At 46.9% G+C, this 23,805-nt stretch carries 16 protein-coding genes; 11 read left to right on the top strand and 5 right to left on the bottom strand.

All coding sequences use genetic code 11. The annotated features are described in order from the left end of the window. Positions 1 to 134 precede the first annotated feature (134 nt). Positions 135 to 836, top strand: a complete 702-nt coding sequence (locus tag H8K36_RS07770) for a pirin family protein (RefSeq protein ID WP_186916258.1) — start codon at positions 135 to 137, stop codon at positions 834 to 836. A gap of 113 nt (positions 837 to 949) precedes the next feature. Here the strand turns inward: H8K36_RS07770 and H8K36_RS07765 are convergent, their stop codons facing one another. The 3 genes from H8K36_RS07765 to H8K36_RS07755 all read right to left on the bottom strand — a co-directional run bounded on the left by H8K36_RS07765 (position 950) and on the right by H8K36_RS07755 (position 3,323). Beyond that, positions 950 to 1,741: a DUF2145 domain-containing protein gene (locus tag H8K36_RS07765; protein WP_186916259.1), complete on the bottom strand. Its 792-nt coding sequence runs from the start codon at positions 1,739 to 1,741 to the stop codon at positions 950 to 952. After that, positions 1,741 to 2,235: a hypothetical protein gene (locus H8K36_RS07760; RefSeq protein WP_186916260.1), complete on the bottom strand. Its 495-nt coding sequence runs from the start codon at positions 2,233 to 2,235 to the stop codon at positions 1,741 to 1,743. Before H8K36_RS07760 ends, H8K36_RS07765 begins: the two co-directional genes overlap by 1 nt. 197 nt (positions 2,236 to 2,432) lie before the next feature. Then, entirely contained in the window at positions 2,433 to 3,323 is an 891-nt protein-coding gene (locus tag H8K36_RS07755) for a sulfurtransferase (RefSeq protein ID WP_186916261.1), read from the bottom strand. A gap of 337 nt (positions 3,324 to 3,660) precedes the next feature. On the opposite strand from H8K36_RS07755, the gene H8K36_RS07750 reads away from it, so the two are divergent. From H8K36_RS07750 to H8K36_RS07715, 8 genes are all read left to right on the top strand, one after another. Beyond that, positions 3,661 to 5,883, top strand: coding sequence for a serine/threonine-protein kinase (locus tag H8K36_RS07750; protein ID WP_186916262.1), 2,223 nt, complete (start codon positions 3,661 to 3,663; stop codon positions 5,881 to 5,883). A 64-nt stretch (positions 5,884 to 5,947) separates the two neighbouring features. Next, entirely contained in the window at positions 5,948 to 7,270 is a 1,323-nt protein-coding gene (locus H8K36_RS07745; protein WP_186916263.1) for a hypothetical protein, read from the top strand. Positions 7,271 to 7,386: 116 nt separating this feature from the next. Continuing rightward, on the top strand, positions 7,387 to 7,665 hold the full coding sequence (locus H8K36_RS07740; protein ID WP_186916264.1) for a hypothetical protein: 279 nt from the start codon (positions 7,387 to 7,389) through the stop codon (positions 7,663 to 7,665). 146 nt (positions 7,666 to 7,811) lie between these two features. Then, positions 7,812 to 8,927 (top strand): phosphotransferase, encoded by a 1,116-nt coding sequence (locus tag H8K36_RS07735; RefSeq protein ID WP_230404394.1) that lies wholly within the window; start codon positions 7,812 to 7,814, stop codon positions 8,925 to 8,927. Further along, complete coding sequence (locus H8K36_RS07730) at positions 8,924 to 9,967, top strand: T3SS effector HopA1 family protein (RefSeq protein ID WP_186916266.1); 1,044 nt, start codon at positions 8,924 to 8,926, stop codon at positions 9,965 to 9,967. The genes H8K36_RS07735 and H8K36_RS07730 overlap by 4 nt, the downstream gene beginning before the upstream one ends. Beyond that, positions 9,964 to 11,217, top strand: coding sequence for a lanthionine synthetase LanC family protein (locus H8K36_RS07725; protein WP_186916267.1), 1,254 nt, complete (start codon positions 9,964 to 9,966; stop codon positions 11,215 to 11,217). The genes H8K36_RS07730 and H8K36_RS07725 overlap by 4 nt, the downstream gene beginning before the upstream one ends. 150 nt (positions 11,218 to 11,367) lie before the next feature. Beyond that, positions 11,368 to 13,596: a protein kinase domain-containing protein gene (locus tag H8K36_RS07720; protein WP_186916268.1), complete on the top strand. Its 2,229-nt coding sequence runs from the start codon at positions 11,368 to 11,370 to the stop codon at positions 13,594 to 13,596. A gap of 157 nt (positions 13,597 to 13,753) precedes the next feature. Continuing rightward, the gene (locus H8K36_RS07715) at positions 13,754 to 15,955 is read left to right on the top strand and encodes a serine/threonine-protein kinase (protein ID WP_186916269.1); all 2,202 of its coding nucleotides are present in this window, start codon (positions 13,754 to 13,756) and stop codon (positions 15,953 to 15,955) included. A 13-nt stretch (positions 15,956 to 15,968) separates the two neighbouring features. On the opposite strand, the gene H8K36_RS07710 is transcribed toward H8K36_RS07715, so the two are convergent. Further along, complete coding sequence (locus H8K36_RS07710; RefSeq protein ID WP_186916270.1) at positions 15,969 to 16,385, bottom strand: response regulator; 417 nt, start codon at positions 16,383 to 16,385, stop codon at positions 15,969 to 15,971. Between the two features lie 236 nt (positions 16,386 to 16,621). Continuing rightward, positions 16,622 to 18,193 carry a sigma 54-interacting transcriptional regulator gene (locus tag H8K36_RS07705; RefSeq protein WP_186916271.1) on the bottom strand — a complete coding sequence of 524 codons (1,572 nt, stop codon included), beginning with the start codon at positions 18,191 to 18,193 and terminating at the stop codon, positions 16,622 to 16,624. 537 nt (positions 18,194 to 18,730) lie between these two features. On the opposite strand from H8K36_RS07705, the gene H8K36_RS07700 reads away from it, so the two are divergent. Together H8K36_RS07700 and dnaE are read left to right on the top strand one after the other, a co-directional pair. Further along, a complete protein-coding gene (locus tag H8K36_RS07700; RefSeq protein WP_186916272.1) occupies positions 18,731 to 20,140 on the top strand; it encodes an NAD(P)/FAD-dependent oxidoreductase in 1,410 nt (469 codons plus the stop codon). Positions 20,141 to 20,353: 213 nt separating this feature from the next. Further along, on the top strand, positions 20,354 to 23,785 hold the full coding sequence (gene dnaE / locus H8K36_RS07695) for a DNA polymerase III subunit alpha (protein ID WP_230404486.1): 3,432 nt from the start codon (positions 20,354 to 20,356) through the stop codon (positions 23,783 to 23,785). Positions 23,786 to 23,805 lie beyond the last annotated feature (20 nt).

Below are 23,805 nucleotides of genomic sequence, written 5' to 3'. Positions count from 1 at the left end.
AAGTATGTTGAAAAAACGGTTTCTAAAGAGAAGAGTAAAATAGCTTTATTGTGAGCAAAACATAGGACAAAAATGATGTTGTCTTAGTTGTTTGCGAGCAGGCTTTAGTCTATCAAATTTAAAGGGGCAGCGACATGATCGTGATGCGCAAATCAGAAGAACGCGGGCAAGCTAACCATGGTTGGTTGCAATCGCGCTTTAGCTTTTCTTTCGCCGAGTATTATGATCCGAGGCATATGGGCTTTGGACCTCTGCGTGTAATCAACGATGATTGGATTGCAGCGGGAATGGGCTTCGGCACACATCCGCATAAGGATATGGAGATCATCACTTATGTTTTGGAAGGTGAGATTGCGCATAAAGACAGTATGGGTAACGGCAGCACCATACGCCCAGGTGATGTGCAAAGGATGACGGCAGGAACTGGTGTGCGCCATTCTGAGTTTAATCCTTCACCCGTCAATAAAACGCATCTTTTGCAGATTTGGATCATGCCTGATCGTTTGAATTTAGAGCCAGGCTATGAAGAAAAACGATTTAGTTCCGAAGACAAACGTGGTCGCTTGCGTGTGGTGGCGGCTCCTGATGCACGTGAAGGTGCGGTGAAAATACATCAAGATGCAACGCTCTCAGTTGGTTTGTTTGATGGAGCAGAGAGTGCAGAGCATCCGCTAACGCCGAATCGATTATGCTATGTGCATCTAGCACGTGGTGAGCTTGAGGTGAATGGACATTCGCTAAAAGCAGGTGATGCTCTATTGATGCAAGCTGAGGCGAGCTTACATTTGCATTCAGGTAAACAAGCCGAAGTATTGGTGTTCGACCTGCCGCGCTAAGGATAGAACTAAGTGCCGAATTAGCACTTAATATGTAGAGCCAAGCAAGCTCCTTAGTTGGAAACTTGCTTGGCTTTTCCTTTTTATAAGTAGATGATGAAAGTTAAATTGGATCAAGGATAGGTTAATACGAGATGTTGTAAGTTCTTGTCTCGTGTTTGTAGAAAACGATCGATTGAATCTACGGTGACAGTATCAATATGGCCTGCCATGCGTCGATCAAACGGTTGATCATCAAAGGCGATATTCGCGCGGAACATGCGGCCACCTAAACGTGTCAACATTGGAATTTCCAAAGTACTGGCGCGATAGTTCGCATACTTCAACCAGGTTTGTGCTTGTTCGCGATTGCTAACTTGGACATCGTTCGCCAACGCTGCGGCCATGGTTTCCAATGCCCATTGATTGGAGTTTTGGTATTTGGTCGAAAAGGGATGCGCTAGCATATTGTAGTGAGGGTCCTGCAGCGCTTTCGGTGTTGACGAGTTGATTGTGCTGAGAATGCGTTGTTGAATCTCGATATTCGGAATCATCAACATGGCTTCATAACGATAAGGATCGTCCATAAAGAAATTGGCTAGTCCTTCGTTATATAAATCTGAGCGTGCGGTGCCACATTGATTGAGTTCATGCATCACCATCCAACGACCATCATCGAGCTTTCTGACGATGCCCAAATGAGAGTATTTGAGGCGATATTTCGATAGATCTTGACCGATACGCGCAATGATTGCGAGCTGCGCACCAGACTGGTCCAGGCTGACTTTAACCTTTTGCGCCAGCTCAAAACCTTGCATGAGTCGATTCGGATCAGCAGGTTTTTCATCGCAACTACGACCTGCGTGAACGGGAGCGCTCATGAAAACAAGAGTGCACAAACTGCCCGCAATGACAGCGGCGCGCATTATTGCACCTTCTCATGATGGATTAAGGCTTTGCCCAATTCATTGGGGATGAAAGCAATGACTTTGCCTGCGGAGATCAGTACATGTCCGGTGGCGACAGCAGATGCTTGAACAATCGCGCCACTTGCAAGACCGAGACCTTGGATCGCTTGACCAGACAATTGCACGGTGACACTCACGCCATCTGAAACGCCTTTGAGCACGACGACAGAGCCTTGTGCCAGCACTTCAATACTAGTAACCACCAACATCCCTGATGCACCGATGGTATTGAGTGAGCCTTCAACCACTGTGCTTGCCGCTTGTGATAAAGCATTCGAAGCGCGCGACAAAGCGCAAGAAGGGCAGTCGGGATCTGGTAAGGGTGCTGGCGCTACGGTAGTTGTTGATGGGCCATCGTCGACGGCGGAAGAAGCAAATGCGGAGAGTGGTGTGGCAAGGGAGAGACTGAGTAAAAGCAATGCGAATTGGGGACTTCGACCACGCTGTAACATATTCACCTCACGGCTTGTTATGGAGAGCGCATTATTGTTTTGAAGCGAGGTGCCATGCAATCAAAAAACCTGAAGTTGCATCTGGTGTTTTGAAAAGTCGCGTAAGGTGCAACTTTTCTGAAAGGGAAGTGGAAGCGATACGATGGGATAAAAGCTCAAATTCACTCCCGCACATGGCGGGAGTGAAACAATTGTATTTAGGCAGATACTTCGCTTGATTTCTGTCCTGGCGCGTCATCACGTTGCTCTTTTTTGCAATGTGGGCAGGATTTACCTGGGATGTACCAAGGAGATAATTGTTCACGCGGTGTAACAACAGCGCGGCAAGCGAAGCATTGTTTAGTATCGGTGGCTTCGAGCTTAGGGTTCAACGCGGTACGATAGTCGAACACAAAGCAGTCGCCATGATAGTGATCCCCACCAACTTCTTCGAAGTATTTCAGAATGCCACCTTCGAGCTGGTACACACTTTCAAAACCGACGTTTTGCATATGGATAGCCGCCTTCTCGCAACGAATGCCACCTGTACAGAAAGTGACTACAGTCTTGTCATTGAGATTGTCACGATTTGCTTCAATCACTGCTGGAAATTCGGTGAACTTCGTGATGCGATAGTCTATGGTGTTATCGAAACTACCGACATCGACTTCGAAGTCATTGCGAGTATCAACCATAACGACGGGTTTGCCATTGTCATCATGACCTTGATCTAACCAACGCTTTAGCGTCTTTGGCTCTACTGAGGGAGCGCGGCCATCTTCTGGCTTGATCAATGGCATACGCATGGTAATAATTTCTGGCTTTAACTTTACCAGCAATTTAGTGAAAGGCTGGTGATCAGAAAAGCTCTCTTTGGCAACGATGTCGGCGAATCGTGGATCGCTATGCAGCCAATCCATATAGGCATCAATCTCGTGGCGCAAACCAGCGAGGAACATATTGATACCTTCTGGTGTCAAAAGCACGGTTCCTTTGAGATTGAGCTCTTGGCACTTGGCGATGAATTCGGGGCGCTTCTCAGCCGTATCGTTGAAAGTGATGAATTTGTAGGCTGAAATATTAACGTAAGGGTTGTTCGCGGAAGTCATGTTTCTTGAGGGAGTAGGTTAAGTCTTTGATTTGTCAGCATTATAGGCTGAAAATCGACTTTTCGTTCGCTTCCGCGACGAACTGAAGGTGTGGAATTGGCTTAAATCTTTCACTTTCTTCACCACTTGATTCAAGTAATGTGGACTGCGCCTCCTAGTTGGTGATGACAATTACTTGAATCTGCAAAAACGCATCTAATCATGTTAATGGAAGTTAGCTACGTGTAAAAAAACTATTTTTACGTGTGATAATGTGGAAATTTAGTCATGCCGTAAAAAAACGGTGGTAAAGTTTAAAGTTGTCTGAGAATAACAAAATAAGCGTTCACACCTGAGTATGAGCATCGTTGATACCAATAACAAGAATGATACCGTCGAGCTCGCAGTTGACGCCCCTACCTTGCCGCCTTCTCTGCTTCACTACGAAATTCGGGGGCAGATCGATACCTCTCTAAGCTCTAGTGCTTTCAACTTGTACCAAGCTTGGGACAGCGTATTGCGCCGTCAGGTGCTCATCAAAGTTATGGCAGGCTTGGGGGCTAATCTTGAGGCAATGCTAAACGAAGCGCGTTTGGTCGCTTCTTTGAAGCATTCTAGTTTTTTTAAAATCCATGCCTTGGAGCAAGATGGCGACAGTCTGTTTATTGTCATGGAAGCGGTTCAAGGAACTCCGCTGCGTGAATGGATTAAGAACCATCGTGGCAATGAGAAGCACATCATTGAGTATGTTTATCATCTCGCCGCCGCGCTCCATGAAGCACAAGCAGTCGGCTTAGTTCATGGTGATTTGCAGTCAGCAAATTTGTTGATTGATCAGTCAGGCAAGATCCGAATCTTACATTTCGCACTGCGCCAAGATCGAAATGTTGGTGAGCTTCAGCAGTTAAGACAATTTCAGCAAGTCGATGCTTACCAAGGCATCGCTTATCTGGCTCCCGAACGCTTTAGTGACGTCGAGCCAAGCCCCAGTAGCGAGGTCTTCGCGCTCGGTGTTATTACTTACGAAATGCTAAGCGGTGAGCTGCCGTTTGCCAATTTGAATGGTTTGGCATTGGTCGCAGCGCAAGTTCAAACGCAATCTGAACAGTGGACGTGGAGCAGCTCAATTTCATTGAAAGCCAAAGAGCTAATATTGGGTATGACTAAACGCGATTCAGTAAAGCGTATGAGTTACCTCGAGGTGATGCAAGCCTGCCAGGAGATGCGGCCAGACGACCCGATTTCGGTGAGCGCGGTTTCTTTGCAGCTCAATGCATTGCAGGCGCAACTCGATGGCATGGCACGTCAACGTCGGAAAAAAATAGCTCTCATCTTGGCCTTAGTAGTCGCCATCTCCGGTATCGGAATTTGGCAGGCAAAACCATATTGGCCTCAAATCGCAAAAGCCTTGAAGCCCTATTCTGAAAGCCGTGAGATGGAGCAAGGTATCGCTGCCCTTTCCAGTTATGCGCAAGTGCCCATTCAAGATCAACTTGATAAAGCGAATGAGCATTTCGAACGCATCTTGCAGAGATCTCCGAACAACGCCAAGGCCGTCGCGTATATGAGCTTGGTGTATATGAGTAAATATAACAACGAAAAACGAGATGAGACATGGATGCAGAAAGCGAAAGCTAGTGCGCAACAGGCCATGAGCCTCGATCCAAATTTAGCAATTAGTCAGATTGCAAATGCAAAAGTTTTGCAGTGGCATCATCGAATGCAGGAGGCATTAAATGCTACGGACACCGCATTGAGGCTAGAACCAGACAATTTGATTTGCTGGATAAACAAAGCGCGTATTCTGCTGGAGATGGGGAAAGTTAATGACCTCCGCAAGTTTGCCGAGGACGGGACTAAAAAATTTCAAGATGACCGCGTTTTACCAGAATTGAATGGCGTTGCACTTGGAACATTGGGAGATCAAAAAGGGGCTGAAGAAGCGTATCGCTTGAGTATTAGTCGCCAGCCTGATTCGGTGAATGCATATTCCTTGCTGGCAGATGTCCTAGATGAGCAAGGTCGTGTTAACGAGGCAATGCAGTTTTTGCAGCAAGGACTGCAAATTCGACCTAATGCACAACTATACGGGGCTTTTGGAAGAATAATGTTCCGTAAGAGAGCTTATGTTGAAGCGGCAGATGCATTTGGTAAAGCTGTTTCACCGCAAAAGGGTGTTTTCGGAAGTTACTTTCGTTGGTATCAATATGGTGAAGCGTTAATGTGGGTTCCGGGGAGGGAAAGGGACGGTATCGAAGCTTTTCGGAACGCCAAAACACTCCTAGAAATACGCCTGACAAGGTCTCCTGATGACGCTTTTATTATGTCACACATGGCCTTTATTCAAGCACGTTTAGGTGAATTTAGCTCTGCTAAACAAACCATACATCGGGCGATTGAAATAAATACTGAGACTGCAAATTCATATTTGTTTGGCGCTGCCGTTTATGAACTTGCGGGTGATCGTGAAACTGCACTCAAGATGATCGCGCTCGCACGAAACTTGCAATTTCCTACCGCAGAATTTGCAAGTAATCCGATTTTCGATGGGCTCAGAAAAGATCATCGATATCATCCATAGCGAGATTCGCGCTTATTTACCTTTGAGAAGGTCCGGAACTTTTTCGAATTTAAGGCGACAAAAAATGTTGAACCAGAGCCAAATAAATAAAAATTTTAATGCTATTCGATTCATCTCTTACTGCTTATTTACGGGACCTGAGTTATCTAGTGAAGTTCCGGGTGGCGAAAGTTACTTAGGCAACGAGGACCAAGAAACTGATATTCTGGCCCGCATCGACATTTTAAAAAATGCGGTAGATACCGCACGCGCGCAACTGCCGGCAAACGATGTTGATAGTGGTGTTATCAACGTTTTCTTATCGCCAGAGTTTTACTTTCATGGTACTCGAGGAGCATACCTTTACTCTTCTATTGAGGAAGATCCATTGCCTTACCTTTTGCAGCAAGTGCGGGAGAGTTTTAGTGCCCCTGCTTATGCAAATTGGGTGTTTGTTTTTGGTACAGCCGTTACCGCACACGTTGCAAATGTTGATCGTCTATTTTCATCCGAGAGCGTGCGCGCACGCAATGCGATTGTCAAAACTTTGCTCGAACAAAAAGAACAAACATATGGTCCTACAGAGCAATTGGTGAGCACTACTTTGTCCAACTTTCTGACTGATTGTCATGCAAGTCCTGATGTGACGGTACGTGATCGTGCTGTTATTTTTAGTCAAATTACACTTGATACGCCGACCCATACATTGGCGACCAATGTAATGACCACGGAAAAGTATTTTCTATCTGGTGAAGATTTTATCCTCTGTGAGCCAAGTGGCCGTGCCGATGTGATCACAGAGCAAATGGTTAGTTATGCGCATATTGATTTGTCCAATGGTGATTCGAAACGAACCGCTTTTGATAACTATGCGATATTTCGTCAGAATGGAGTTAATTCCTCAACTGGCTTTGTTGATTATGGTATCGAAATTTGTCTTGATCACGACGATGCGCGACTACGCTCCAATCTCCGTGAGGACGGCATTGGTAGTGTCCATGTGCAACTTGTGCCGTCATATGGCTCGGCAATTATCCAGTCAAACGTTGTAGCTAGTGCGAACGGTTTCGTGTTCAATTGCGATGGCCAAATGGTTCTTGATTCGACCTCGGGTGTGCAGCAATATGGCGATCCTAGATCTGAATTTCTGTACATTAATTATGGCACCGATAAATATGGTTCGCATAGTCAGTTGGCTCGCGTCAATACGCCAGCGGTCGGAGATAATCCAAAATTAAAATCCGCCTCATTCTCTAACTTGCCTACCAATGATGTAGCAATTTTCTCTGTTCCCAAACCAATCCTGAAAGCGGGGACATTTGAAGATTATTTTGTTGGCGGGACAGGCGCGATTCATGTTTATGGTCTGAGGGATGCATACTCGCTTGTTAGTTGCGTTGAAAAATAAGAAGTAATGGCATGATTTGTGCTACTGTTATTTTTACTCTTTATGAAATTGATATTTCTAGAAGGTAAATCAAGAAAATTATTTGATGTTGATGAACTTACTATGGAGATTTTCTAATGGCACCGTTTGATAACCAAAGTCTGATAAACGATAAATATGAAGTTGTAAAAGATAGTTCGGATTTTTCAGTGAATACGCCAGCAACTCAAAAAACATGCACACAAACTTGTGGATGTACGAGCGACATCGGCGCTGATTTTTATGTACCTCCGCAACAACAGCTATCATCAGGTGACTTAGACGTACCAGCTACACAGAAAACATGCACGCAGACATGTGGTTGTAGCGGCGATGGACTCGAGCAAATCGACTATATTGCCCCGGCTTTGAAATAGTGGCCGATTTACTTTTTTTTAGAATGGCCGCGAGTGCGTGCAGAGTTGACTCACTCAGCGGTCCCTTGTCAGTGTGACAGAATTCCATGCTAGCCGCTGATGTATGCCCTAAGCATACATCGGTTTAGCGACACCTCTAGCTATTTATGTTTCTGACGTCGACTAACCTCGCACATTTCTTGATTTCCCGGAAGCTTGTAACACCTTCGACGATTGTCGATGGAGATTTTAGTGTGACCGAGCTGGGAAGACGAAACCGAAATTTTTGCGTCAAACTTGATTCAAATAGAGCCCTGTTTGTTAAACAAACCAAGGCTAGTGATCCTGATAGTTTGGCTAATTTCAAACGAGAGATGGACTATTACACGTTGGCGCAAGTTCAGTCATCCTGGAATCAATACCTACCTCGCGTGCTTGATATTGACCGAGAGCGTCATAGTATCGTTCTAGAGTTCATTAATCATAGCGAGAGTTTGACGCAATATCATTGGCGGATTCGTCGTTTTTCAACTCTGATTGCAAGTATGGTTGGAGGTGCTTTGGCGGATTTTCATCGTTCAGTTACCTTAGCGAATGTGCCCCATGAGCTGCTGCAGTCATGCCAGCGTAATCCCGTTTGGATTCTAAACTTTGATCGTGTTTCAGACTCCGCGAGCGATGGTGTTAAGCAAATGCTGGCGACGATGCAGCAATTCGGTGCAATTCGAGATGGAATGCAGGCACTCAAACGAGATTGGAGATTTGATTGTCTCATGCACGGAGACATGAAATGGGATAATTGCCTGATCTATCCTGATGAAAAGCAGATGGCTCAACTCAAATTGATTGATTGGGAACTGATTGATATTGGAGATGCTCGTTGGGATGTCGCGGGCCTAATGCATTCTTTTCTGGTGTTTTGGATTGAAACTGATCTGCGAGAAATTGGACAAGCACCTGCTAGGGACATTGTGGAGCTCATTGCTCGTGAGAATGATCTGCAGGCAGCACTGCGCCAGAGCTTACAAACTTTTTGGCGATCCTATCAAAATGGTTTGGGGAGGACAGAGTATGACTTGCATGAACTTGAATCAGTTCTACGTTTTGTCGCGGCGCGTCTGATTTTAACTTGCTATGAGGGCGTATTCACTGCTAGGGACATGTCAAACAGTATGTCGATGGTGTTACAACTCGCTCAACTGATGTTCGAGGATCCTTTGATGTTGGTGAAACATTGGTTCGCAATCGCAACCGAATCAAGAGTTGAGGAACTTGAGGCATGAGCGTGCCGCATTGTCACTCCGATCTTCTCGATATTTGTCAACGGGTAAAGATTGAAGCTGATCGCATTTCTTTCGCTAGTGAGGAGTTCTTGTTGAAAGGTGCGTTAGATGCACTTTCACACGCACAGTTGCTTGATACACTTACCGGACGTCTATATAAAAATTTTTATATTCGTCCTGAGTCAGGACGTGATAATCAACTATGTTCCTCCGAAAAACCAATCCGAACTCCGATCTCGATTCAAACTGATATTGCGGAATTGGTCGCGCACCTAAAAATCGCTAATGGCACACACCCATCTTGGGACCCAGGTTGGGAGATCTACCATTTTGGAAATGATGGCAGAGCATACGTTAAAAGGGCGGATCAAAGTCGAATTGCGTGGGCCGGCACTTATATGCTCGACAACTGGATGGGAGCAGGTGCAAAAGTCGGAGATATCGTTAAGCTCAAAGTGTTCCCTTACACAGAAGCACCATTAGATTCCTTTTTCCATACTTTTGGTGCGACTTTGTCGGATCAGTTCGATGAGTATAAGTTGTTGAGGTTTTATTTCAATATTGAGTCGAGCATGGTCGTTGCGCTGCTACGGTTTTTGAGTCAACAACTCAACCACTATTACATACCGTATCACTTTAAAGCACTTGCCGATCCCGCAACTTATGGACGAGCTGATGCAGCGGTTTTATATGTGGCAAGTTGCCACTATCAAATAGTTGCCTATCTGTTGACCCGCCTACCTGATTTATTGGGAGATGGTTTACGTTCAGGAGTGCCAATGTTTACAAGAGAATTTGCTCGTGGCATAGGTGCTGCCCAAGACCCAGGCAAAGGGGCCAGTTTCGGTATGCATCGTTGCGGTTTGGTGGCTCTTGCTTTGTTGAAGGCCAATGCAAATGGAATCTATAATTGCGACGGGAAAATGGCGTTAATTGAACAATGCTTTAGTGACGTCGGTATAGATTTGAATACTCCTTATTTGAATTCAGGCGAATTTGATCTATTTGCACAACCACTTTTTGTCGGAGGAGTGGAGTGATTGACGCTGCTAAAGAACGGTACTTGGAGGTGGCGGATCGGATCGGCAGAAGCTTGTGTCGCGACGCTTTGTGGGACAGTAGACGTTGTACTTGGCTGGGCTGGACGCATGAGGCGCAGGTTAATGGCAGCACGCAAATGTTCCGCGCACTCGGTGCGGATTTATACGGCGGGACATCGGGAATCGTTCTGTTTTTGACCGAACTCTATCAGCTCACCCAAGATCCACTTCAATTGCGCTGTATCGATGGCGCGCTGAATCAAGCCTTGTCTTTGCACGAAAAGAACCAGGCAAATCCAAACGCGAGTTTCTTTTCGGGTACTACAGGGCTAGCCTTTGTGTTGGCTAAGGCTGCCCGAATAACAGGGCGACATGACCTATACGCTCGCAGCAAACAGCTCTTGCTTCCCTTGAGAAATCAAGTGTTGGCCCCGATTGCACTTGACGTGGTCACTGGTAGTGCTGGTGCGATACCGGCATTGCTCCATTTGTCCGCAGTATTAAATGCTCCCGAAGTCATCGATATAGCGGAAATGCACGGCCAACATTTATTGGTAAATGCGGTCTATAAGGGCGACGAGGTTTCGTGGCAGACTTCTAGCAATCCAAGGGAACCGCACTTAAATGGCTATTCGCATGGTAGTGCGGGGATCGCAACGGCACTGCTGGAGTTGTACGCACGGACAAAAAATGAGGACTATTTAAAGATTGCACTTGGTGCTTTGCGCTTTGAACGTCGACAAAGGAATTCTGAGATTGGAAATTGGCCGGATCATCGCATTCCGCCTTCTGGTGTAAAGAGTGCTCGTCCAAACTATAGTTTGGCGTGGTGCCATGGTGCGCCGGGAATCGGATTAGCGCGATTGCGTCAAGCGCAGATCTTGCCCGAGAATGTGGAGATTCAAGAAGACTTGGAAATGGCCTTAGCTACCACTTCTTCTGCGCTGGCCAGACCATGGAAAAACGGGCGTGCTAATTTTTCACTCTGCCATGGTGAAGCGGGGAATGCAGAGCTCTTAATTCAAGCAGCACATCAACTTCAACGCCCGGACCTGAGACAGCTCGCAGAACAAGTCGGTGAAAATGGCATTCGACACATCCTACAAGAGGGGCGTCCTTGGCCGTGCGGGAACAGCGGTGCTGGTGAAACCCCTAGTCTAATGCTCGGTACAGCTGGTATCGGTCATTTTTATTTGCGCCTCGTTGACCCGTTTAAAGTGCCAACGATTTTGCTGACCAATCCTGGCTGAGAGTTAAAACCGCCTTAAACCTAGCCTAGACCTTAGCTTACCTCGCGATATGAGGAAACTTGCCATTGTTTAGTGTAATTGACGTTAGAATGAGGGACATCTCATTATGCCCACTCAGGGTATTACTCCGGGGCCTCCACATCAATCAGCATGGTTCACTCTCACGATAATTCAGGGCAAGCGACAGAGATCTTGCAATATAGACTTGGGCAACGCATTCGGCTTGATCTGGATGGAGAGTTGTTTGAGGCTTTTGACACTAGTCTATCGCGCCCGGTATGGATACGTAAATTTCCCCTTCAGCGTATTTTCGCGGAAGGACAAACTTACAGTGATGCAGTCAGCACTGTCGATCAGCGCGAGGCAGCGATTGAGACCCTACGTCAACGGATCAGAAAAGTCGCAGGATTACAGCATCCCGCCTTTGCCCGCATTCACAATGTTGAAGAGGTCGACGAGAACATCTTTGTTGTCATGGAGGCGGTGACTGGACTGCCATTGACTCAGTTAGAAGCAGTGACTGCCAATGAGGCCTTGTTGGCCAAGTATCTGTTTGAAGTGGCAAGCGCATTTCAAGAAGCGCATGCACTAGGATTAGTTCATGGAGATTTGAAGGCGGAAAATTTGGTGCTTGATGCATCGGGTCATATTCGAATCTTAAATTTTTCACTTGCGCCCGGCACCGCATCGAACATCTTTGGATCGGAAACACAGATAGATCCTTTCGGTAGTTTGATCTACACCGCTCCTGAACGTTTCTCTCAAGCTGTACCGCTCGCCGCGAGTGATCTATATGCACTTGGTGTGATTTGGTATCGCTACTTTTCTCAGTGCTTGCCTTTTGCGGGCCTGCACGGTTTAGCCTTGGTGGCAGCGAAACTGCAGTCTAGTTCGGCGCAATGGGAATGGCCAGAAAGTATGTCCATGCCTATGCGTGAGATTTTATTGAAGTTGACGGCAGCGGATCCATCAGCGAGGCCGTCGGCAACGGAGTTGCGTGAACGATGTGTAGCGCTAATCCCAAGGGATATGGTTTCGCAGAGCCTCAACAGTGAAGACTTGCGTCAGTTACGTGAAGAAATCGAACATCGATTTGATTTGAAAAAGAAACGATATCGGTATGGCGTGCCTCGAACTTGGAAGCAGTATGTGATCGCATTGGGACTTGTCGCAATCTTGTCAGTGCTTGCATGGAAGGCGGTGCAAAATGGGCCACAACTTTGGCGTGCCTTGAAACCTTATTCGAGTTCCAATGAAATAGCCGAAGGGCTCAATGATTTGACTGAGTATCAAATTCGTCCACGTCCCGCTAAATTGGCTAGTGCTATCCAACATTTTCAACAGGTCATTGAACGTGAGCCGCGAAATGCTGAGGCGATCGCCTATCTCGCTATCAGTAATTTGTCGAACTATTACGCAAGTACGCGTGATGAGGTTTGGTTTCAAAAAGCGACGGCAGGTGCACAGCAAGCGATGTCCTTGGCGCCAGAGGCTGCGGCTAGTTTGTTGGCTCAAGCCCGTATCCAGCAAGGATATCATCAACTCGATTTGGCACTTCAAAGTGTGGAGCAGGCTTTGCAAAAAGAGCCTGACAACTTGCTGCTCTGGCACTGCAAGATGAGTGTTTTGCTCGAGGCAAGAAAGAACGAAGAAGCAATCAAGTTTGGCGCTCTCGGTGCCAGTAAGTTTCCTAATGATCGATTTTTATTAGATCTGATGGGCGGAATTTTTCTAAACCGAAGCGACTATCCATCCGCTATAGTGGTGTTGGAGCAAAGCATTCGTCGGCAACCTGAATCTCTCTTGGCCTATTCTCTATTGGCTCAAGCCATGTATTCGCATGGAAAGCGTGAAGAGGCATTAGCTATCATTCAAAAAGGCTTAGTCATTGGCTCGAATGTGAACCTTTTTACCACCTTGGGCAATATTCGTTTTGAGGAACACGATTTTGTTGCCGCTGCTTCAGCTTATGAAAATGCAGTGTCGGTCAACAAAGGTGTCAATGGTAGTTATTTGCGATGGTTTCAATATGCGGAGGCCTTAGTTCAGATCCCCGACCGTCGAGCTGATGCGATGCAAGCGCATCAAAAAGCACAGAGCTTGCTTGAGCTTCGGTTGAAGCGCTCGCCGAGCGACCCAATACTCACTAGTATCCAAGCCGTGATATACGCGCGTTTGGGTAATTCGGAAGCATCTCATCAGTTTATACAGAAGACATACAGCATTGCTGAGATTCCCGCCGAATCTCATTTTTGGTTAGCGCTCAGTTATCAGATCCTCGGGGAACAGCAGCAAGCAAACACAGCACTCGCAGAAAGTCGGCGGCAGGGCTATGAGCCCGGCATGATCGCGAATTACCCTGATTTCAAAATGCGATGAAGGTGCTCTCAACATAGTGCTTTGTTGGTTGAGACATACGTTGATTACCCTCTAACGGGATACGAACTCCAATTTGCAGAGTTCGTCTATTTTCGACAAACAATCCGAGTTAAAATGTGGCCTGCTTAGCAAATTGGATTTTTGTAGAAGTTCTCCTATGTCAGTAACCCAAGTCACTGCCCAACAACCTGAATTTTTACTTCACTATCAGCTAGGTCAAAGCCTAGGTGAGGGCGGTTTTGGACAAGTGTTTCAAGCGTGGGATACGAAATTACATCGCCAAGTTGCCATTAAATATTTAAAGAATGTCAGTGCTGGCGTCGATCTTTTGCGTGAAGCCCGCCTTGCAGCATCTTTACAGCATCCTGCCTTTGTGAAGGTTCATGCCCTCGAGCAAACCTCAGATAGCCAAGCGATCGTGATGGAAATGGTGCCGGGTCGGACCCTACGTCAATTGCTTGAGACGCAGCCACCGAGTATCCATCAAGTTCTCGATATTGTTCGTCAAGTCGCGCAGGCAATGCAGGAGGCACACGCCGCGGGCCTTATTCATGGCGACCTCAAACCCTCGAATTTAATGCAAGAGCCAGGTGGCGCGGTCCGCATCTTGGATTTTGGTCTGGCGAGTCAAGCCGATCGCGATGCGACAACATCGGTAGTGCAAGCAGACCCTCAAGGCACCATAGCCTATATGGCACCTGAAATTTTGACCGGCGCTAGTATGCGTGCGTGTTCAGATATCTATGCACTGGGCGTCATCTTGTACGAGCTTCTGACTGGAAGTCGACCATTCGCCAATCTCTCAGGTTTGGCTTTGGCCGCTGCAGTCATTCAATCGAATTCTGATCAATGGCCTTGGCCTGACCATTTGCCGTTGGCATTGCGTCAGTTGGTTCGTGCCATGACCGCGCGTCAACTTGAAAATCGAATCGCATCAATGCAGGAAGTGGTTTTGCAGATCAATCAGTTGATTGCGCTTGACCCTCCATCGATGGGCTCGGCTTCCTTCAAGATGAGCGGCATTAACCTTGCTGCATTGCCACCGCAAGATGAAGCTCCCATTGTTAATTGGCGACGCTTGTTTAAGTCTTCGCGTCCAATCTTGCTGGTCTTTATTGTGCTGATACTGGCATTTGTTGGATGGCAGACACAACCATATTGGTCGCGGGTCGAAACGCAGTTAAAGAATTATTCTGAAGCCCGAGAAATGAAAGCAGGCTTAGCAGCGCTTGAACAGGCAGATCGGGCGGAAATGTTAGACCAAGCGGAAGTACATTTCACCCGTATCTTGGAGCAGACGCCTGAGCACACTGCTGCTCGCGCCAGTTTGGCACTCGTCGATAGCTATCGATATGTGCTGGATGCGCAGAATACAGCGGCTCTTGAGCGCGCTGAGGCCAATGCAAAAAAAGCTTTGGAGCAGAATGATTTTTTAGCGCTGACACATATTGCCTATAGCCGTGTGTTGAGTTTGAGGGGGCAACATGAGGCTGCGCAGCAGGAGATTGATCGCGCATTTGCTCTTGACCCTAAAAATCCACAAGTGTGGCTCAACAAAATATTAGGACAACTGCGAGCAGAGAAAGTGAAGGAGGCGATGGAATCGGCTCAGCAAGCGGCCCAATTATTTTCACAAAATGCTGGCTTTTCTCATCAGCTCGCCGAGATCTATGTCTCCCAACAAAATTACAGTATGGCGGTCGAGCTTTATCAACAAAGCATTGAGCGTAGCTCGGCTAACGCTGCAACTTATATTGGTTTAGCACGAGCGCAGGTGAAGCTGAACCAGATCGAAGAGGCAATTCAAACTTTGCAGCAAGGTCTAAAACTGCGTGAAACTGGCGAACTGTATGCGGAGCTTGGTGATACTTTGTTCTTACGTGGTGATTATGTCGGTGCGGCTACCGCCTATGAGAGAGCGGTCAATAAAGTTACGGGTAATCCTGAAGATTTTCGAACTTGGGCTAAATATGCAGACACTTTGCAATGGATTCCGGGGCGGATGGATAGCGCGAAAAATGCCTACGCGACTGCACGTGATTTGATTAAGCCTAAATTGGACAAATCGCCCAAAGACGCAGACTTACTTTCTCGCACAGCGCTGTATAACGCAAAGAATGGTGATATCTCGGCCGCACATGAGGCGATTGCTGCTTTAGATGGATTAATCGAGCAAAATCCGTTGGCGCAATTTAGAGTGGGGGTGAGCTACGAAGTTTTGGGGAAACGCGAAGCTGCAGTTGCTGCGGTGCTCAAAGCAAGGTCTCTGGGTTATCCAACAAAACTAATTGATGCTGACCCCGACTTGGTATCCTTGCGTCGAGACCCTCTGTATTTGCGCAAGCCAAGTAAGCTCTAATTCCTTCAGTAAATTATGACAAGAGACCTTTCACCATGTCATGGAAACGTTCTTTAGTCACAGGCTTTTCGAGGCTACCCACTAATTGCAGAAATTTAAGCTGTGCTACCAACTCGGCACTGTGAATTACTTCGATCGATTGTGCCGACATGATGATAACGGGGATCTTGGACTGCCGATAGGCGAGCTGCCAGAGAAAGTCGAAGCCATCCATGGTCGGCATCATCAGGTCTGAAATAATCAGATCTAGACCTTCATTGGTTTGTTCAAGAACCGCAACGGCTTGGGTGCCGTTATCTGCGGTAGTGACTTGAGTAATATTGAGAGACTTGAGTAGAGCGCTGACATAAGCCAGCTGTAAAGGATCATCGTCCACGACCAGCACTCGCATCTCCCCGGGCGTCTTCTGTGGAAACGATGAGTTTGACATCGGACTCTCCGAACGGTGATCTGGAAGTAATGTGACTTAAGTTTGCTTGCGGCGATGAATTTACTTAAGCTTGCTCTTCGCTCCTACGCGAATTTCGATACGGTTTTCGTAGGAACTTGCTACATGGTATTACTATTTCACGTTGTTTGAGTCTGAAAGAGCGAGTTTCTATCGCAAAAACCACAGTCTCTTTCAGATCTTCCCAACTCAGCATGCCCGAATAGAGGTCGGTTTACTCAAGAAATCCAGCCTAAACCTTTTAAGTGGCGGCGCAAGGCTTCACTCGGTGTCTTTAGAAGTGATGCACATTTTTCAACTTCTCCGCCGGCCGTGTCAAATTGTCCGCGCAATTCATCCGTTGGGATTTGCTCCACACGTCGAATTTGAGCGTTGGCCTCGATAAGTTTATACATAGAAGGGCGGGATATGCCCAAATCTTCCGCGGCATATTGGATCGTCCAAGCGTGTTTCTCCATCGCGTTGACTACATCATCTTCGCTCAAGTCGCGCAACTTCTTGCGCTCTACCGGCACTTCTTCGGGGTCTGGGGCAACTTTGCCCAACTTACCCATGACATTATCTTGCATGCCATATGCATGTATTTTTCGGAGTTGAGCGGCGTTGTCGACCGATTGCAATTTTGGAGCTTCAATCATACTCGCGAGCACCGGAGTTTCACCCATTTGTATCGATAATATGGCTCGCTTGAAGACGTTGCCTAATTGGCGAATATTGCCTGGCCAGTCGTAATTGAGTGCATTGTCAATGAAACTAGCGGGAATCTGCCCAGGATCAATCGAACCGACTTCAAGTGTTTGAAACAAGTTGATCATCAATAAACCGATGTCCTCACGGCGTGCACGTAAAGGTGGAATCCGAATGATGAAGCTTTCTAAGCGACGAACTAAAGCGTGGTTAAAAGACGAATGATAGAGATCTTGATCGGTTGCGGTGATCAGACGTGCAGTCGATTTATTATCGCGTGTTGCCCCAAGTGGACGATACTCACCTGTTTCGAGAACTCTCAATAGCATTGGTTGGATGCTAACAGGAGTGTTGCCGATTTCGTCGAGAAAGAGAGTGGATCCCTCAGCTTCGCTGAAGAAACCATTACGCGCGTTTTGTGCGCCTGTGTAGGCGCCTTTACTTGCACCAAATAAATCTGCCGCTGCAAGTGACTCGTTGAGTGCAGCCATATTCACTGACACCATGCGATGTGCAGATCGCTTACTTAGTTGATGAATGCCGCGCGCAGCCACTTCTTTTCCGGTACCCGTTTCGCCGAGAAGTAATACCGTGGCATCACTGCTCGCTGCGAGACGAATTAGATCGCGGGCTGCGATAGCAGCGCTGCCGACGCCAATAAAACCTTCGACCGGGTTTTCTTTGGGAAGGCAGCGCATCCAATGAATACATAAGTAAACCGCACGGCCTAAAGCCAAAATCGCTCCAGCCTCAATTTGTTCCGCGCTGAGACATACTGGATCAATAATCATTTGGCCGTTGAGCTCGACCACCATTCTGCTCTTTGGTGGGCATATCGTGACGCCATCACTAGTGTCTCGCACTACGCGGATGGGTTCCCGAGAAACGCCACCATGCCCGATTGGCAAAGTGTCTCCATGGCTCTTGCGAAACATCGGAATGAAGCGACTTACTTCAATCACCCCTTCTTCAGTGGTTCCGATGAATTGCTCACCGATGCGCGATACATCTGGATGCCAAGCGATCGTGATCGCTAACAAAGGCCTACTTTCTTTGGCAACCACATTCAGTGGCGAGGTGATGGTGTAATCAATATTGTTCATCGTTACTTCAATTGGTCAAATTGTGGGTGTCAATTGACGTGTAAAAAATCATTTTATTTACACGTCAAAATTTTAAGTCGTAAATTGATTACACGTAAAGGCTTGAAAATTTACATGACAAGCGACTTTTTTACGTGATCACCGCCACTTACTGCAATTTCCATACCTTCTTTTTATCCGACTCAAAATTACTTAGTTTTGTAGGTAAAACTTCAGGGCTATGTCAGAAAAGCTCTAGTACATTCCCGTAATAAAAGAAGTTCGTTGCTTAAATTATCACTTTATTTATGGATTCATGATAACTCTCGGTTTTTAAAGCTTTTTTTCGTACAAAACCTTGTTCTTAGTTTAAGCAGTTTACACCAAAAATCTGCGCCTTTTGAGGTAAATGCGATCTGGCACGTGAATTGCTATTAGTGGTGTAGAGCCGCTTTTGTGTGGCAAAAATATCGAACAAATCTAAGCGTATTGAGTGTTCATGAGAGTCTGGGTTGGGTGTTTTCCAGAATCTGAGTGGAAACCATAATTGAGGTCAAAATGAATAGCCAAAGTGATCTAGTCATCAAAGAAGTTGACGTCCTGATTTTAGGTGGTGGGATTTCAGGTTGTACCGCGGGTATTGCCTTGCTGAAGCGCGAAGATGTGCGCGTTTCTATTGTCGAACGTGGTGATTACTCTGAACATAAGTACGGCGAGTCACTTTCCTCTAGTGTCCGTTCGACACTGGAATACCTTGGTGTTTGGGATGAATTTTGCGCGACGCAAAGCCAAGAGCCATTTTTTAGCCAGGTAAGTTGGGGTAGTTCCGAATCTCGCCGCCTTGGGCACATGTTCGCTGAGAGCGGAACAGGTTGGGCACTGAATCGTCTTCGTTTTGAAAAGATGTTGGCTGATACGTTCACCTCCCGTGGCGGCGAACTACTGATTCGTAATCAGGTGGTGACATGTGAGGCTAGACCACAAGGTGGTTGGCGTGTCTTGGTCAAGGACGAGCAAGGAGCGACCTACGTTACTCATTGTAAATTTATTATTGATGCTTCTGGTCGTCGTGGAGTCATGCGAACTAATTTGAATTTGGCGCTAACGGTTCACGATCGTTTGGTTGGTGTTGGATGCATTGGTCGATTGCCTGAAGGTGGCAGTTTGACTGTAGAAAATCACGTGGAAGCAGCAGAATATGGATGGTGGCATGTTACGCCAATGGTGGATGGTCGTGTTTCAGTGGTCTTGATGAGCGATCCTGATATTTTGAACAAGCTTCATGGTAGCCAGCCGGCAGTGTGGCGCGCGTTATTTTCTAAAACCCAAATTGGTAGTACCTTGCAAAGCTTGGAGTTTGATGATGTACCTCGAGCGTTTCCTTGCTATTCCTCTTATTTGAGAAATGCAGGAGGCAGGGACTGGGTTGCGGTTGGTGATGCAGTGGCCTCATATGATCCGATCTCTTCCTCTGGTATTCCACGCGCATTGGCAACTGGCGTTCATGGTGCCTTCATCGCGGTGGATCATCTCTTTTCAGAGGGCAGTCTTTTAGATACCTACGCGCAAGCGATTGAACAAGACTTCCGTCAATACTTACAAACGCAATGGCAATACTATCAACGTGAAACTCGTTGGCCGGAATCGGTATTTTGGGCCCGACGTCGCGCAGTTATTGCCCTATCAAAAGACTCGATGATTCAAGACGTGCATTTCTATGAAAGTAAAATCACCGTTCAACCTTTGCACTTGAAATCGAATGAAATGCACGACCTATGGTCATTGTGCCAAAGGGGGAAAGTTCTGCGCCAAGTGATGATGGAATTTTCTGAGAAGCACGCTCATATTCCAGAGCAAAAGATTTTGCTGGGCTTTCAGGAGTTAATAGAGCGAAATTACCTTGAGATCGCAGTAGAAGAGGAAGAGGATTGTGTTTTCTTTAACACTGAGCGTCTTTACTTCGACTGAACGAAGCGAAGGAGTCTTTATCGTTTTCCTCGCGCTTAGGCCTTGGTGTCAGCAGCAGTAAATTCTTGTTCGAGAGTGTAAGTATTGCACTCCAGATCACAGGCAACACGGTAAAATAGCGGGATGAATACAGAACTCGCTATTGCCCCACAAATCGCCACGGCGCCAAGCGCCAACTCTCACTTGGACTACCCACAGTTCGTGCATTTACGCATGCATTCGGAGTATTCCATTGTTGATGGGTTAGTACGAATTGATGACGTAATCAAAGCTGCGTTAAAAGATAAACAGCCAGCGCTAGCACTGACTGATCTTGGTAACCTGTTTGGCTTAGTGAAGTTCTATAAGACTGCGCGTGGCAAAGCAATCAAACCTATCGCTGGATGTGATGTTTGGATTACCAATGATGCTGATCGCGATAAGCCTTCACGTTTGTTGTTGTTAGTGAAGTCTCGCCATGGCTACCTACGTTTATGTGAATTATTGGCACGTGCATGGTTGGAGAATCAACATCGTGGTCGTGCTGAAATTCGATTCGAATGGCTGCAAGAGCTCTTTGAAAACGATCCTGAACAAGGCTTAATTGCTTTATCCGGTGCACATTTTGGCGACATTGGCATCGCTATTGATAACGGTAATCTCGAGCTTGCTGAACGCTGCGCCCAACGCTGGGCCAGTATCTTTCCCGACCATTTTTATATTGAAATCCAACGCGCTGGACAGCCTAATATGGACAACCATGTGAGGCATGCTGTCACTTTGGCCCATCGTTTGGGTTTGCCTGTGGTGGCGACACATCCTATCCAGTTTCTAAGTAAAGACGATTTCACGGCACATGAGGCCCGTACCTGTATCGCCGAAGGCGAAATGCTGGCAAATGGGCGTCGTGTGCGTAAATTCAATGACCAACAATGTTTCAAGTCGCGCGAAGAAATGGTCGAGCTATTCAAGGATTTACCAGGCGCCTTGACCAACTCTGTCGAGATCGCGAAACGTTGCAACTTGAAATTGGAGCTCGGCAAACCGAAACTCCCTGACTTTCCGACGCCAGATGGCATGAGTTTGAATGACTTCTTAGTGTACGAAGCGAAGAAGGGTTTGGAATACCGATTAGCGAATTTGTTTCCAGATCCGGAAAAATTGGCGAAGAATCGTGAACGTTACGAAGCTCGTTTGAAATTCGAAACCGATACCATTATCAAGATGGGTTTCCCTGGTTACTTTTTGATCGTTGCCGACTTTATTCAATGGGCAAAAAATAATGGTGTGCCTGTTGGTCCGGGTCGTGGTTCCGGTGCGGGTTCTTTGGTCGCCTATTCATTGCTGATTACCGACCTTGATCCACTTCAGTACAACTTGCTGTTCGAACGTTTCTTGAATCCAGAACGCGTCTCCATGCCCGACTTTGATATTGACTTCTGTCAGGAAGGTCGTGACCGCGTGATCCAGTACGTGAAAGATCGCTACGGTAAAGATGCGGTGTCGCAGATTGCCACCTTCGGTACCATGGCGGCAAAAGGAGCGATTCGTGACGTTGGACGGGTGCTCGATTTCGGCTATATGTTTTGCGATGGTGTGTCTAAACTCATTCCGTTTAAGCCGGGCAAACAAGTGACCATTGCTGAAGCGATTGTCGAAGAGCCTTTGCTGGCGGAGCGTCAGGAGAACGAAGAAGAGGTTAAGACCTTGCTCGATTTGGCGCAGCAGGTCGAAGGTATCACCCGAAATATCGGTATGCACGCCGGTGGTGTGTTGATTGCCCCAGGCAAGCTCACAGACTTTTGTCCGCTATACACTCAAGGTGGTGATTCCGGCGTGGTCTCGCAGTACGACAAAGACGACGTTGAAGCAGTCGGTTTGGTGAAGTTCGACTTTTTGGGTTTAACTACCTTAACGATTTTGGATCGTGCGGTACGTTACATCAAAATGCTCGATCCTGCGATGAAAGACTTCGATTTGTCTAAGTTACCTTTGGACGATCGCGCATCTTACGAGTTATTGACGAAGGCAAAAACAGTCGCAGTCTTCCAGCTGGAAAGTCGTGGTATGCAGGGCATGTTGAAAGATGCGCGTCCCGATCGTTTCGAAGACATTATTGCGCTGGTTGCGCTGTATCGCCCAGGCCCTATGGATTTGATTCCAGACTTCTGTAAGCGTAAGCACGGCGAAAAATTTGATTACCCTGACCCACGTACCGAAGGCATTTTGTCTGAGACCTACGGCATTATGGTGTATCAGGAACAGGTTATGCAGATGGCGCAGGTGGTTGGTGGCTACTCACTCGGTGGTGCTGACTTATTGCGCCGTGCGATGGGTAAGAAAAAAGCAGAAGAGATGGCGGAGCACCGTCAAATCTTCCGTGACGGTGCCGCAAAAGATGGTCTATCTCAAGAAAAAGCCGACGAAATTTTCGATTTGATGGAAAAGTTTGCTGGCTATGGCTTTAATAAATCGCATGCCGCTGCTTATGCTTTGCTGTCATATCACACCGCATATTTGAAAGCCCACCATCCCGCCGCGTTTATGGCCGCCAATATGTCATTGGCCATGGATGATACGGATAAAGTCAAAATCCTCGTTGAAGATGCGATCGATATTTGTAAGCTCAAAATGCTACCACCTGATATCAATCAATCTGACTATCGTTTTGTTCCGGTTGGGGAGAGCGGCAAAAAAGCGACGCAAATTCGTTATGGTATGGGTGCTGTCAAAGGCTCGGGCCAAAACGCGATTGAAAGTATCGTCAATGCACGCCGCGAAGGTGGACCTTTCACAGATTTGTTTGATTTCTGTAAGCGTGTGGATAAACGCCAAGTCAATCGTCGCACGATTGAATCCTTGATTCGTGCTGGAGCGATGGATTGCCTAGGACAAGATCGAGCAGTTTTGCTGGCAAGTGTCGATTTTGCGATGGAAGTAGCTGAACAAGCGGAAGCCTCGGCAAATCAAGTCAGTTTGTTTGGCGACGATGACGATATGATCCCGCCACCTGAATACGTGAAGGCAGAGCATTGGTCTGATCGTCAGCGTTTGCTCGAAGAAAAGCAGGCACTCGGTTTCTATCTATCCGGTCATTTGTTTGACGCCTATGCACCAGAGGTGCGCCAGTTCATTAAAACCACTTTGGCGAAGTTGGAGCCTTCACGTGACCTACGATTGATTGGCGGCGTGATTTCTGGCCTGCGTTCACAAATGACGCAACGCGGTCGTCTGTTAATCGTTACGCTCGATGATGGCACTGCAGTGGTTGAGGTAACTGTCTACGGCGAGCTCGCCGAAGAATTTAAGTCTGTGTTTAAAGAAGATGAATTCCTGGCAGTTCTCGGGAAAGTTTCGGAAGACCGCTTTAATGGTGGTTTACGTATCACGGCTGAAAAAGTAATGGATATTGGTCGGGCGCGCGTACAGTTCTCTCAAGGTTTGCGAGTGAAGCTCGATGCTAATGCAGATACCAAGAAGCTGGCTGAAATTTTGCGTGAACATTTGAATCAAGAAGGTTGTCCCGTGTTGATCAATTATGGAAATGCGGTCGCCACTGCAGAACTGTATTTGTCAGATGCTTGGCGCGTGAACCCCGATGATCAGTTACGCAAAAAATTAGGTGATTGGTTGCAGCCTGCAAATGTCAAAATCGAATACGCTTGATTGGCGTTACCGTAAAACCC

This window comes from Affinundibacterium nitidum (assembly GCF_014284155.1).
Taxonomy (GTDB): domain Bacteria; phylum Pseudomonadota; class Gammaproteobacteria; order Burkholderiales; family Burkholderiaceae_D; genus Undibacterium; species Undibacterium nitidum.
This window is presented reverse-complemented; position numbering and strand designations above follow the sequence as displayed.